General features: G+C 66.2%; 11 protein-coding genes and 1 pseudogene. All 12 read left to right on the forward strand.

Annotated elements, in window-relative coordinates:
• The 12 genes and pseudogenes from VSR34_RS21920 (at window position 1) to VSR34_RS21975 (ending at window position 12404) form a co-directional block, all read left to right on the forward strand.
• Window positions 1–960, forward strand: coding sequence for an HlyD family secretion protein (locus VSR34_RS21920; RefSeq protein WP_342963507.1), 960 nt, complete (start codon window positions 1–3; stop codon window positions 958–960).
• Window positions 961–1242: 282 nt separating this feature from the next.
• The gene (locus VSR34_RS21925) at window positions 1243–2457 is read left to right on the forward strand and encodes an MFS transporter (RefSeq protein WP_342963508.1); all 1215 of its coding nucleotides are present in this window, start codon (window positions 1243–1245) and stop codon (window positions 2455–2457) included.
• A gap of 56 nt (window positions 2458–2513) precedes the next feature.
• Entirely contained in the window at window positions 2514–3650 is a 1137-nt protein-coding gene (locus tag VSR34_RS21930) for an alkene reductase (RefSeq protein ID WP_342963509.1), read from the forward strand.
• A 37-nt stretch (window positions 3651–3687) separates the two neighbouring features.
• Window positions 3688–4983, forward strand: coding sequence for a c-type cytochrome (locus VSR34_RS21935; protein WP_342963510.1), 1296 nt, complete (start codon window positions 3688–3690; stop codon window positions 4981–4983).
• A complete protein-coding gene (locus tag VSR34_RS21940; protein WP_342963511.1) occupies window positions 4980–5465 on the forward strand; it encodes a (2Fe-2S)-binding protein in 486 nt (161 codons plus the stop codon). The genes VSR34_RS21935 and VSR34_RS21940 overlap by 4 nt, the downstream gene beginning before the upstream one ends.
• Complete coding sequence (locus tag VSR34_RS21945; protein ID WP_342963512.1) at window positions 5462–7726, forward strand: molybdopterin cofactor-binding domain-containing protein; 2265 nt, start codon at window positions 5462–5464, stop codon at window positions 7724–7726. Before VSR34_RS21940 ends, VSR34_RS21945 begins: the two co-directional genes overlap by 4 nt.
• A gap of 6 nt (window positions 7727–7732) precedes the next feature.
• Entirely contained in the window at window positions 7733–8653 is a 921-nt protein-coding gene (locus tag VSR34_RS21950; protein ID WP_342963513.1) for a LysR family transcriptional regulator, read from the forward strand.
• Window positions 8654–8751: 98 nt separating this feature from the next.
• Window positions 8752–9525, forward strand: a complete 774-nt coding sequence (locus VSR34_RS21955; RefSeq protein ID WP_342963514.1) for a TetR/AcrR family transcriptional regulator — start codon at window positions 8752–8754, stop codon at window positions 9523–9525.
• Window positions 9526–9561: 36 nt separating this feature from the next.
• Window positions 9562–10291: pseudogene (locus tag VSR34_RS21960) on the forward strand (XdhC family protein); the annotation flags it as partial.
• 18 nt (window positions 10292–10309) lie between these two features.
• Window positions 10310–10537 carry a hypothetical protein gene (locus VSR34_RS21965; protein WP_342963585.1) on the forward strand — a complete coding sequence of 76 codons (228 nt, stop codon included), beginning with the start codon at window positions 10310–10312 and terminating at the stop codon, window positions 10535–10537.
• 150 nt (window positions 10538–10687) lie between these two features.
• Window positions 10688–11182 (forward strand): VOC family protein, encoded by a 495-nt coding sequence (locus VSR34_RS21970; RefSeq protein ID WP_342963515.1) that lies wholly within the window; start codon window positions 10688–10690, stop codon window positions 11180–11182.
• Between the two features lies 1 nt (window position 11183).
• Entirely contained in the window at window positions 11184–12404 is a 1221-nt protein-coding gene (locus VSR34_RS21975; protein ID WP_342963516.1) for an FAD binding domain-containing protein, read from the forward strand.
• Window positions 12405–12426 lie beyond the last annotated feature (22 nt).

Here is a 12426-nt window from a genome sequence, read left to right on the forward strand (position 1 = left end):
ATGAATACCCGAACCCTCCTGCGCGCCGCCACCACACTCGTGCTGCTCGCCGTGTCCATCGCGCTCGTACGGGCGCTCTGGCTCGACTACATGTTCTCGCCCTGGACGCGCGACGGGCGTGTGCGCGCCAAGGTCGTGCAAATCGCGACCGACGTGTCCGGTCTCGTGAGCGAGGTGCGCGTGCACGACAACCAGTACGTGCACAAGGGCGACGTACTGTTCGTGCTCGATCCGGCGCGCTTCCAGTACGCCATCGATCAGGCCGATGCCGACCTCCAGCGCGCCCAGGCGCAACTCGCGGAAACGAAGGCGCGCATGGCGGCGGCTCAGACCGAGTACGGGATGAAGCGCGCCCAGGCCGCGCGCCGCGCGAGTCTCGCGGGCGACGCGATTTCCGAGGAAAACCGCGCCGACGCCGATTCGCTCGCCCGGCAATCCCAGGCGTCCTATGAGGGCGCGGCGGCGGCGTACGCGTCGGCGCAGGCGCAGGTGAAGGCGGCCCAAGTCGCGCAGCGCACGGCCGTACTCAATCTCGCACGCAGCGAGGCGCACGCGCCTGCCGACGGCTATATCACCAACCTCGACCTGTACCCCGGCGACTTCGCGAGCGCTGGCGTCGCGCGCATGGCGCTGATCGACGTGCATTCCTTCTGGGTGTACGGCTACTTCGAGGAAACGAAGCTGCCCGCCGTGCGTGTGGGTGACCCCGCGCAGGTGCGCCTGCTCTCGGGCGGCAAGCCGATCGAAGGGCACGTGGAGAGTCTCGCGAGCGGCATTGCCGATCGCGACAACCCCACGAGCCGCGGCGACCTGCTCGCCGACGTCAATCCGATCTTTACGTGGGTGCGCCTCGCGCAGCGCGTGCCCGTGCGGATTCACCTCGACCGTGTACCCGAGGGCGTCAAGCTCGCTATGGGCATGACCTGCACGGTGACGCTCACCCCGTCGGCGCGGCGCTAAGGGCTCACGGAGCGCTTGCCGAACCGGCATCGTGCGGATTCGAAAAGCGGGCCGCAGCGCGCAAACACAAGCTTTCCGGCGTGCGCACACTGCGCCTGAAACCGCGTTTTCATTGCGATTTTTGCAACGTGGGGTTGCGTGGGGTCCGGCTTCCGCAGGGCTGGCGCCTCTTCTAACCTTTCGATCTGACAAATGTTGCCCTTTATCCCCGCCAGAGGTCGGCGGCGGCGAATACGGGGTCCCGCCTCGCAAGACCCGGAGGCCATCGTTCAAGGAGTTAGCATGTCCACGCCCTCACGGACCCTCGGCGGCAAAAGCGGACCGGTCCGGCTCACGTCGGGACTCGTGGCGCTGTTCGCCTTCGCCTGCGGCGCCATCGTCGCGAACCTGTACTACGCGCAACCGATCACGCTCTTGATCGGCGCCTCGCTCCACATGTCGGGCGACACGGCGAGCCTCGTCGTCTCACTCACGCAGATCGGCTATGCGCTCGGGCTGTTCTTCATCGTTCCGCTCGGCGACCTGCTGGAAAACCGCAAGCTCATGATTACGACCGCAGTGGTCTCGATCGCGAGCCTCGCGGCGGCTTCGCTCGTGCATTCTGCGAGCTGGTTTCTCGTGCTCTCGTTCCTGATCGGCTTCAGCTCCGTCGCCGTGCAGATCCTGATTCCGCTCGCGGCACACCTCGCGCCCGACCACTCGCGCGGACGCATCGTTGGCACCATCATGGGCGGCCTGCTGCTCGGCGTGCTGCTCTCGCGCCCGCTCGCGAGCGTGGTCGCCGACCACCTGGGCTGGCGCGTGGTGTTCGGCGGCGCGGCGGCGTTGATGGCGCTCGTCACGGCCGTGCTCGCGCTCACGATTCCGCAGCGCCGTCCCGAGCATCGCGCGACCTACCTGGAACTGCTCGGCTCGCTCGTCGAGCTCACGCGCAGCCTGCCCGTGCTGCGTCACCGCGCGCTCTACCAGGGCCTCATGTTCGCCACGTTCAGCCTCTTCTGGACGGCGGTGCCCATCGAATTGACGCGCCAGTACGGGCTCACGCAGTCGGAAATTGCCCTGTTCGCGCTCGTGGGTGCGATCGGCGCCACCTCCGCGCCCGTGGCGGGTCGACTTGCCGACGCCGGTCATTCCGTGCGCGCCACGCTCGTCGCCCTGAGCACGGCTGCGCTGTCCTTCCTGCCCGCGCTCGTGCATCCCGCATGGGGCGTGTTCGGCCTCGTCGTCACTGGCATCGCGCTCGACTTCGCCGTGCAGATGAACATGGTGCTCGGCCAGCGCGAGATCTATGCGCTGCATGCGTCGAGCCGCAACCGCCTCAACGCCCTTTACATGACGAGCATCTTCGTGGGCGGCGCGGTTGGGTCGGCGCTCGCCAGCACGCTGTTCGAGCGCGGCGGTTGGACGCTCGTTGCCGGCGTCGCCCTCGTTTTCCCGCTCGTCGCGTTCGTCCACTTTCTGTTTGTCGGACGCGCCCACGTGCGCACCGGCCGATAGAACCCGAAGCCCGTACCGCAGTTCACTTTCAAGAACGTGCCCCACAGGAAATCACCATGTCTTCCTTGCTTACTCCTTATGATCTGTCCAGCCTCCCGCTGCCCAACCGGATCGCGATGGCGCCCATGACGCGCGCCCGCGCGCCACATCGCGGCGAAGCCACCGCGCTGATGGCGCAGTATTACGCGCAGCGCGCGTCGGCGGGCCTCTTGATCAGCGAAGCGACGAACGTCAGCCCGCACTCCGCCGCATTCGAACTCGCTCCGGGACTCGTGACCGACAGACAGGTGCAGGCCTGGAGGCCCGTGACTGAAGCGGTGCACGCGAAGCACGGGCGCCTCTTCGCGCAACTCTGGCACAGCGGCCGGGTCAGTTCGATGGCGCTGCTCGGCGGCGATCAGCCGCTCTCGCCCTCGGGGCTCAACGACGACCTGGAGCAACTGCAGGTGTGGGGCCAGCTGCAAAACGGCTACTACACGAAGATTCACGCCACGCCGTCGCGCGCCATGACGACCGACGAAGTCACCCAGGCCATCGCCGAATACAAGCGCGCTGCCGTCAACGCGCTCGCCGCCGGTTTCGACGGCGTTGAAATTCACGGCGCCAACGGCTATCTGCTGCATCAGTTCCTCTCGTCGACAACGAATACGCGCGATGACCAGTTCGGCGGCTCGCTCGCCAACCGCGCCCGCTTTCTCGCCGAAGTCATCCAGGCCTTGGGCGAAGTCATGCCGCTCGCGAAAGTGGGCGTGCGCGTCTCGCCCTATGCCGGATACAACAACGTGCGCGACACGGACCCCGATGGCACTTACGCGTATGTCGCGCGCATGCTCGACGAAGCGGGCATCGCGTATCTGCACGCCGCCGACACGAACGGCTGGAGCGGCCAGCCCGATCTGCCCCGCATGATCGAAACCCTGCGCCCCGCGTTCAAGGGCACGCTGATGCTCAACGGCTCCATCACGCCTTCGGCGGCCGATCGCCTGATCGCCACGGGCGACGCCGATCTCGTCGCGTTCGGCCGTGCGTATATCGCGAACCCGGACCTCGTCGAGCGCATCGCGGCGAACGTCGAACTGGCCGCGCCGCGCCCGGTAGGCTGGTATGGCGGCGACAACGTCGGCTATGTCGATTACCCGCCGTATGGCGCCCCCACCGGCGAACCGGCTGCGGCCGAGGCGCTCTCCTCGTGACGCCTTCCCTCAATGCGCCCATGAACGAGGAGATAGCATGAATCGCAAACGCATTGCGCTTGTCGTTGGCGCGCTCGCGATCGTGGGGCTCACGATGGCGGGCGCCATCATGTACGAGCCAGCCATCGCGCCCATCACGCCCCCGGCGCCAGACAGCTTCGACGCCCACCTCAAGCTGGAAGGCGCGCGCGTGGTGGCCTTGGGAGACTGTGCGGTGTGCCACACGGCAAGAAACGGCAAGCCGTTCGCGGGCGGCCTGCCGCTCGCCACGCCGTTCGGCACGATCTACGCGACGAACATCACGCCGGACCCGCAAACGGGCATTGGCAACTGGTCGGAGGCGGCCTTCGCCCGCGCCTTGCGCCGCGGCATCGCGCGCGACGGCCATCAGCTTTATCCCGCCTTTCCGTACGTGCACTTCACGCACATGTCCAACCAGGATGTTTCCGCGGCCTACGCATATCTGATGAGCCGCGAGCCGGTACAGGCCGCCGCGCCCGCGAACGCACTCGTCTTTCCGCTGAACTTCCGCCCGCTCGTGGCTTTCTGGAACGTGCTGTTCCTGCGCCCCGGCCCGCTCCAACCGGCCCCGGCACAAGACGCGCAATGGAATCGCGGCAAGCTGCTGGCGGACGGACTCGGCCACTGCGCGTCGTGTCACTCGCCGCTCAATGCCATTGGCGGAGAGAAGTCGGGGCGGGCGTTCGACGGCGGCATCGTCGACGGCTGGGAAGCGCCTGCCCTCAACGCGCTCTACGGCGCATCGAGGCCGTGGACGCGCGAGCAACTCGTCGCGTACCTGCGCACCGGCCGTGCTTCCGGACATGGCGCGGCCGCGGGGCCGATGTTGCCCGTCACGCGCGACCTCGCAACCGTGCCACAGTCGGACGTCGAGGCGATTGCCACTTACATCCTGTCGCTGCAAAAGGGCGAGGCGCCGCATCCGTCGCCACCGGCCGCCAGGAGCGCGTTGGGTGCCTCGAATGAGGCCACACTGGCAGAGCAACGCGGCGCGGTGCTGTTTAACGCATCCTGCGCGCAGTGCCACGGAAACGGCTCGCCCATGCAGACGATCGGCGAACGCCCGACGCTCGCTTTCAGCACGGCCGTCAACGCCGATACGCCGCGCAACGCAATCCAGATGATCCTCAATGGCATCAACTGGCACCGCGAGGATGCGGTGAACTACATGCCCGCATTCAGCGGCGTTTATGACGACCGGCAAGTCGCCGATCTTCTCGCTTACGTGCGCGCGACGTGGTCCGCGAAACCCGCGTGGCCCGATGCCTCGCCGCTCGTCGCCACGCTCAGAAAGGAGGACAGTGCGCGATGATTACCCTGAATGTGAACGGCACCCCGCATACGCTCGATATCGATCCGTCCACGCCGCTGTTGTATGCACTACGAAACGATCTCAAGCTTCACGGCGCGAAGTTCGGATGCGGCCTTGGTCAATGTGGCGCGTGCACGGTGATCGTCGACGGCGAGGCCACGTTTTCCTGCCTCGTGCCGGTGAGCGCGATTGGCGCGCGCCCCGTACGCACACTCGAAGGACTGGGCAGCGCCGCGCATCCCGGCGCCTTGCAGAACGCCTTCATCAAGCACCAGGCCGCGCAATGCGGTTACTGCATCGCGGGCATGGTCATGCGCGCCCAGGCGCTGCTCGACAAGAATCCGCACCCGAGCGAGCAGGAACTCCGCGACCACATGGAGCCGAACCTCTGCCGCTGCGGCACGCATATGCGCATTCTCGCGGCCGTGCGCGACGTCGCGGGTATCGCTCAACCCCACATCGAAACGAAGGCGCAACGATGAGCCACCAGGACGATTTCGTCGACGAAGGCCGCCGGCACTTCATGATTTCGGGCGCGCTGTTCGTCGCTTTCAGCATGGCGCCAAACGCGAAGCTGTTCGCCCAGGAGGTAATCGCCGACGAAGGCGCGGCGGTCTATGTCTCGAAGGAGACCCAGGCGCTCGCGGGCAGCCTCAAGACCAATCCGATGCTAGACGCGTGGATCAAGATCACGCCCGAAGGCAAGGTTACCGTGTTCACGGGCAAGGTCGAACTCGGCACGGGCGTGCGCACAGCGCTGCTCCAGGTCGCGGCGGAAGAGCTGAACATGGCGCCCGGGCTCATCACCTTCCTGACCGCCGACACCGGCGCGTCCCCCGACGAAGGCCTGACGGCGGGCAGCCACACCATTGCCGACAGCGGTACGGCGCTGCTCAACGCGGCCGCTCAGGTGCGCGGCCTGCTTGTGGACGCCGCCGCGAAGCACTTCAAAGTGGACGGCGCGACGCTCGTCGCGAACAACGCCGTGATCCGCGCGCGCGACGGCCGCATGATGAGCTATGGCGAGGCCGTCGGGCTCGTCAATCTCCATCGCAGCGCCACGCCCACCTCGCCGCTCAAGGACCCGAAAACGTTCCGCGTGATCGGCACGTCGCTGCCGCGCGTCGATATCCCCTCGAAAGTCACCGGGGGCGTGAGCTACGTTCAAGACATGGTATTGCCGGGCATGCTGCACGCGCGCGTGGTGATGCCGCCGGTCTACGATGCACACCTCGCGGCGTATGACGAAGCCACGGTCATGAACATGCCCGGCGTGGTCAAGATCGTGCGCAACGGCAGCATGTTGGCCGTCGTGGCGAAAGGCGAATGGCAAGCAGTCAAGGCGCAACGCACGCTCTCAGCGGGCAGCACCTGGACGAATGGACGCGCGCTGCCCGATCCGCATACGGTGCATCGCGAGCTGAAAGTTATCGCGACGGAGCCCATCAAGATCGCGGATCACCACGCACCCATGGCGCCCGCCGTCAAGACGCTCAGCGCGCAGTTCACGAAGCGCTACATGATGCACGGCTCAATCGGGCCGTCGTGCTCGGTTGCCCTGTTCGACGGTACGCAGATGAGCGTCTGGACGCATTCGCAAGGGGTGTATCCGCTGCGCGATGCGCTCGCCGAAATGCTCTCGCTGCCAAAGGAACAGGTGCGCTGCGTCCACGTGGAAGGCTCAGGCTGCTACGGCCACAACGGCGCCGACGACGTGGCCGCCCATGCGGCGCTGATCGCGGCGGCCATGCCGGGCCATCCGGTTCGCGTGCAATGGATGCGCGAACAGGAACATACCTGGGACCACTACACACCCGCGATGGTGACGGAGGTGAAAGCCGCGATCGACGCGAACGGCCGCATCGTCGACTGGCAGTACGCGCTGTGGAGCAGTTCGCACAACGAGCGCATCGTCAACGCGGGGCGTCTGTTGCCCGCACGCATGCTGGAAAAGCCGTTCGCCCCCGCGCCTTCCACGCCGATGCTGCAACCCGAGGGCGGCGGCGACCGCAACGGCATTCCGCTCTATGTGCTGCCGAACCTCTACGTGATGAACAATTTCTCGCCGACGATGCCACTGCAAACCTCGGCCATGCGTTCGCTCGGCGCACACATGAACGTGTTCTCCATCGAAAGCACGATGGACGATCTCGCCCATATGGCCGGCATCGATCCCGTGGAATTTCGCTTGCGGCATCTCGACGACGAGCGCGCGAAGGATGTCATCAAGCTCGCCGCGAAGCAGTTCGGCTGGCCGCGCGCGCCGCGCGCCCGCAATCATGGCGTGGGCTTTGGATTCGCGAAGTACAAGAACCTCATGGGGTACGTGGCCATTGCGGTTGAGATCTCGATCGAGCCGGAGACGGGCGAGGTGACGCTCGAACACGCTGAAGCGGCGGTCGATTGCGGGCAGATCGTCAATCCCGACGGCATCCGCAACCAGATCGAGGGCGGCATCATCCAGTCCGCGAGCTGGACACTGCACGAGTCCCTGCAATTCGACACACAGCGCATCCGCAGCTTCGACTGGGGCACCTACCCCATCCTGCGCTACTCGTCGGTACCGAAACAGGTCAACGTGCACTTGATCGACCGCCCCGGCGCCCCTTTTCTCGGCGCGGCCGAAGCGGCGATGGGACCGACCGCCGGCGCGCTCGGCAACGCGCTGTTCGACGCGAGCGGCAAGCGCGTGCGCGACATGCCGCTGGCCGGCGACTCGCTGCGCAAGCTCATCGAGGTGTAAGCGATCATGGATACGCTACTGTCAATGCGCGTGTTCGCGCGCATCGTCGAAACCGGCAGCTTCACCCGCTCCGCCGAACTCACAGGGCTCACCACGCCGCGCGTTTCCGCGCTCCTGCGGCAACTGGAGCAGCACTTGCGCTGCAAGCTGCTCAACCGCACCACGCGCCGCGTCTCGCCCACGGAAGACGGCAGCGCCTACTATCAGCGCTGCGTCGCGGTACTGGGCGAGATCGACGACATGGAGGCCTCGCTGTCGCGCGCGCGTGTTGCGCCCAAAGGCAAGCTGCGGGTCAACATGCCCACAGCCATGGCGAAGCACATCGTGATTCCCACGCTGCCCGAGTTCGTCGAGCGCTTTCCCGACATCTCGATCGACCTCGCGGTCACCGACCGCCAGGTGGACCTCGTGGGCGAAGGCGTGGATTGCGTCGTGCGCGTGGGCGAATTGCCGGATTCCGCCATCGTGGCAAGACGCATCGGCAGCATGTCCACCTGCACCTGCGCGACGCCCGCTTACCTCGCGCGGCACGGCACGCCCGAGAGCGTGGACGACCTCGCGCATCACAGCGCCGTTGCCTACGTGTCGGCGGACACGGGACGCCCGCGCCCCTGGGAGTACGCGGTGGACGGCGCGCAACGCACGGTGTCCATGCGCGGGGCGATAGCGGTGAGCGACGCCGACGCGCAAGTGGACTGCGCGATTGCCGGTCTCGGCCTCGTCAAAACGTCGCTCTACCTCGTAGAGCCCGCCATTCGGGACGGCCGCTTGCGGGAAGTGCTGACCGACTTCAACACGCCGCCGCGCCCGGTTTCCGTGGTGTATCCGCCCAGCCGCCACATGCCGCCGAAACTGAAGGTGTTCATCGAATGGCTTTCGGCGCTCTACGCGGGCATTCCGGCGTTGCAGGGGCAGCGTCTTTCATGAGCGCGCGCGCGAGTGCGGGAGGACGGGACGTGGCGCACGCTAGCCACCGGCGGGCAATCTTTGTATGATCCCCACGACGCAACCAGTGGTGATCCAGCATGCCGCGAAAGAAGACGGAGGAAGCCGCGACGCCGCAGGCGCGACCCGCCACGGCGCGCCGCCTCGCGCCCGAAGTGCGCGAGCGGCAAATCCTGCTCAAGGCCATCGACCACTTCGCCACACACGGCTTTTCCGGCAGCACGCGCGAACTGGCGCGTCAACTTGGGGTCACGCAGCCCCTGCTCTACCGCTATTTCCCAAGCAAGGAAGCGCTCATCGACCGCGTGTACGACGAGGTCTACCAATGGGACTCGTCGTGGGAGAAACTGATGCTCGACCGCGCGATTCCCATTCAGGAGCGCATGGTCACGTTTTATCACGGCTATTCCCGCATCATCCTGCGCCGCGAGTGGATCCGCATTTTCATCTTCGCGGGGCTGACCAAGGAAGGCATCAACTCGAAATACCTCTCGCGCCTGCGCGAGCGCGTGTTCGTGCCCGTGATGAATGAGATTCGCGAGGCGTACGGCGTCGAGCCCGCGAGCAATGCCCAGCAGCGCGCGGCCGATCTCGAACTGATCTGGAGCCTGCACGCCAGCATTTTCTATATCGGCGTGCGCAAATGGATCTACGGGCTGCCGGTTCCCGACGACCTCGAAGCCCAGATTGCCTTGCAGATCGACGCCTTCCTCAATGGCGTGCCGACGGCGCTCAAGCATCTGCGGCCACGCCCGCGGCAAAAGCGCCCCGCGCGAAGCAGGCAAAAGCGACAAAAACAGCGTCCTGAGGCTGTTGTTCGTCCTCGCGCTGCACGCGGGGCACGTTCGCGTTGATGCGAACGTTGCGCACTCATCATCCGGCGGGATCGTATGGCCAGCGTGAACATGGAGGTCGTCGGCACGGCGGCCCGGTGGCTAGCCGAGCATCGCAAGGTGTTGCTCGTCACGGTCGTCAAGACGTGGGGCCCGTCGCCACGCGCGCCGGGCTCGATGCTGGCGATCCGCGACGACGGGCTCACGGCCGGCTCCGTTTCTGGCGGCTGTATTGAAGACGACCTGATCGCACAGGTTCGCGCCTCGGGAATCGAAGCGGGAGCGCCGCGCGTGGTGCGCTACGGCATCACCGCCGCCGAAGCCCATCGCTTCGGTCTGCCATGCGGCGGCACCCTCGAAGTCGTGCTCGAAACCCTGGGTGTTGCGAGCCAGTTGCCGCAGCTGCTCGATGCGTTGCAGGCCGGGCGGCTCGTCACCCGCACGCTGGATCTCGCCACGGGGACCGTGCGCCTGGGCCCCGCGTGACCGAAGGGCTGCGCTTCGACGGCGATCGCCTGCATACGGTGCTCGGTCCGCGCTACCGCCTGCTCGTCATTGGTGGCGGCCAGCTCTCGCAATACTTCGCGCGCATGGCCGTGGGACTCGACTACCACGTGACCGTATGCGACCCGCGCGACGAATACGCCGATACGTGGGACGTGCGCGAGGTGAAGCTCGTGCGCGACATGCCCGACGATGTGGTGACCGCCATGCGCCTGGATGAACGCAGCGCGGTCGTTACGCTCACACACGACCCAGGCTAGACGACCTCGCGCTGATGGAGGCGCCCACACGAACCGTTGGCATGATCGTCGATCCGCACCAGGCCGAAGCCATCATCGCCGAAGGCTTGGCCGATATCGTCGCCATTGGCCGCGCGTTTCTGGACGACCGGCGCTGGGTCTGGCACGCCGCCGAACGCCTCGATGCCCTCGAAGAGATTCAATATCCGCCGCAGTACGAACGCGCGGGGGCGCCGCGCTGGCGCGGAACAGCCCTGCCGCGCCCTGATGAAGCCGTGAGCCTGGCTTGATTCCTCGGCCGATTCGGGCGATATGGCCCCTGGAGCGCATGCGCGCTCCAGGGTAAACACCCGCGCGTTTGCGCTTGGTAGTCGGGCGCGTTCTTCCCTACAATTTATCAACCGATCAGTTATCGATCGATAAATTATGAGGAACGTCTCATGCCGATTTCCAGGCTCGCCCACTACTCGATTCGCACGACCGACCTCGAACGTTCGTGCCGATTCTACGAACGTGTGCTCGGCTTCAAGCCCGGGTACCGCCCGCCCTTCGACTTTCCCGGCGCATGGCTTTACCGGGGCGGCGACGAAGCCGACTACGGCATCGTCCACATCATCGGCGTGGACGCGGACAACCCCGAGGGACTCACCGCGTACCTGGGCGACAAGGCCCAGGTGGAAAGCGGCACGGGTACGGTCGATCACATTGCCTTTCTTGCAACCGGCGTGCAGGCGATGTGGCAAACGCTGCGCGGCGAAGGGCTCGAATGGCGCGACCGCACGGTGCCGAGCCTTGGCCTGCACCAGATCTTCGTGGAAGACCCATCGGGCGTCACCATCGAACTGAACTTCCCCGCCTCGGAAGTCCAAGACGGCGAGGCAAAAGCACTAGCAGCACCGAACGAAACAGACGATCTGGCAAAGGCAGGGAACTGAGATGAACAAGACGACGAATGGCACGGCAATCGTGGTGGGCGGCTCGCTTGGTGGCTTGTTCGCCGCCAACCTGCTCGCGCGCGACGGCTGGACGGTGAAGATTTTCGAACGCGTGCCGGAAGCGCTCTCGGGGCGCGGCGCGGGAATCGTCACGCATCCGGAGTTGTTCGCGGCGCTGAGCGCGGCGGACATCCGCTTTGACGACACGATTGGTGTGAGCGTCGACAAGCGCGCCACATTTGCTCAGGATGGCGAAGTTATCTCCGCGTGCGATATGCCCCAAGTCCTCACCGCATGGGGCAAGATGTACAGCGTATTGCGCGGCTCGATCGACGACGCGCACTATCAACCCGGCATGTCGGTCGTGCGCGTGGACGAGAACGCCGAACGCGCCACCGTCACGCTGGCCGATGGCACGACGCACACGGCGGACCTCGTGATTGCGGCGGACGGGTTGCGTTCGGCGATTCGCGAGCAGTTTTTGCCGCGCGTGGCGTTGCAGTACGCAGGCTATGTCGCATGGCGCGGTCTTGTCGATGAAGCGGCCATTTCCGCGCCCACGCACGCGGCGCTGTTCGACAAGTTCGCGTTCTGCCTGCCCCCGCGCGAACAGATTCTCGGCTACCCGGTGGCCGGCCACGCCAACAGCACCCGGCCCGGCGAGCGGCGCTACAACTTCGTCTGGTACCGCGCGACCGACGAGCAGGTGGCGCTTCGCGACATGCTCACCGACGCGTCGGGCAAGCGCTGGGAAGGCGGCATCCCGCCCACGCTGATCCGCGACGACGTGCTGGCCGACATGGAAGACGCCGCGCATGCGCTGCTCGCGCCGCAGTTCGCCGAGATCGTGACGAAGGCCGCGCAGCCGCTTTTCCAGCCTATTTTCGACCTCGAAGTACCGCGCATGGCCTTTGGCCGCATTGCCCTGCTCGGCGACGCCGCGTTCGTGGCGCGCCCGCACTGCGGCATGGGCGTAACCAAGGCCGCGGGCGACGCGATGGAACTCGTCAAGGCGTTGCGCGAAGGCACTGATGTGCGCGGCGCGCTGGAAGCCTATAGCGCCGTTCGCACGGAATTCGGCGCGGCCATTGTTCAGCATGCGCGCCACCTGGGCGCGTATATGCAGGCGCAGCTCAAGGACGAGTCCGAGCGCGAGATGGCCGAACGTTACCGCACGCCCGAGGCGGTGATGCGCGAAACGGCCGTTCCCTGGGCGGCTTGACGACGCAAACACAACGCGAACA

This window comes from Paraburkholderia sp. JHI2823, assembly GCF_038900695.1.
Lineage (GTDB): Bacteria > Pseudomonadota > Gammaproteobacteria > Burkholderiales > Burkholderiaceae > Paraburkholderia > Paraburkholderia mimosarum.

Coding starts and splice junctions, on each gene's coding strand:
- VSR34_RS21945 (WP_342963512.1), top strand. CDS start 5,462: ATGAGCCACCAGGACGATTTCGTCGACGAAGGCCGCCGGCACTTCATG.
- VSR34_RS21955 (WP_342963514.1), top strand. CDS start 8,752: ATGCCGCGAAAGAAGACGGAGGAAGCCGCGACGCCGCAGGCGCGACCC.
- VSR34_RS21935 (WP_342963510.1), top strand. CDS start 3,688: ATGAATCGCAAACGCATTGCGCTTGTCGTTGGCGCGCTCGCGATCGTG.
- VSR34_RS21920 (WP_342963507.1), top strand. CDS start 1: ATGAATACCCGAACCCTCCTGCGCGCCGCCACCACACTCGTGCTGCTC.
- VSR34_RS21925 (WP_342963508.1), top strand. CDS start 1,243: ATGTCCACGCCCTCACGGACCCTCGGCGGCAAAAGCGGACCGGTCCGG.
- VSR34_RS21930 (WP_342963509.1), top strand. CDS start 2,514: ATGTCTTCCTTGCTTACTCCTTATGATCTGTCCAGCCTCCCGCTGCCC.
- VSR34_RS21975 (WP_342963516.1), top strand. CDS start 11,184: ATGAACAAGACGACGAATGGCACGGCAATCGTGGTGGGCGGCTCGCTT.
- VSR34_RS21970 (WP_342963515.1), top strand. CDS start 10,688: ATGCCGATTTCCAGGCTCGCCCACTACTCGATTCGCACGACCGACCTC.
- VSR34_RS21940 (WP_342963511.1), top strand. CDS start 4,980: ATGATTACCCTGAATGTGAACGGCACCCCGCATACGCTCGATATCGAT.
- VSR34_RS21950 (WP_342963513.1), top strand. CDS start 7,733: ATGGATACGCTACTGTCAATGCGCGTGTTCGCGCGCATCGTCGAAACC.
- VSR34_RS21965 (WP_342963585.1), top strand. CDS start 10,310: ATGATCGTCGATCCGCACCAGGCCGAAGCCATCATCGCCGAAGGCTTG.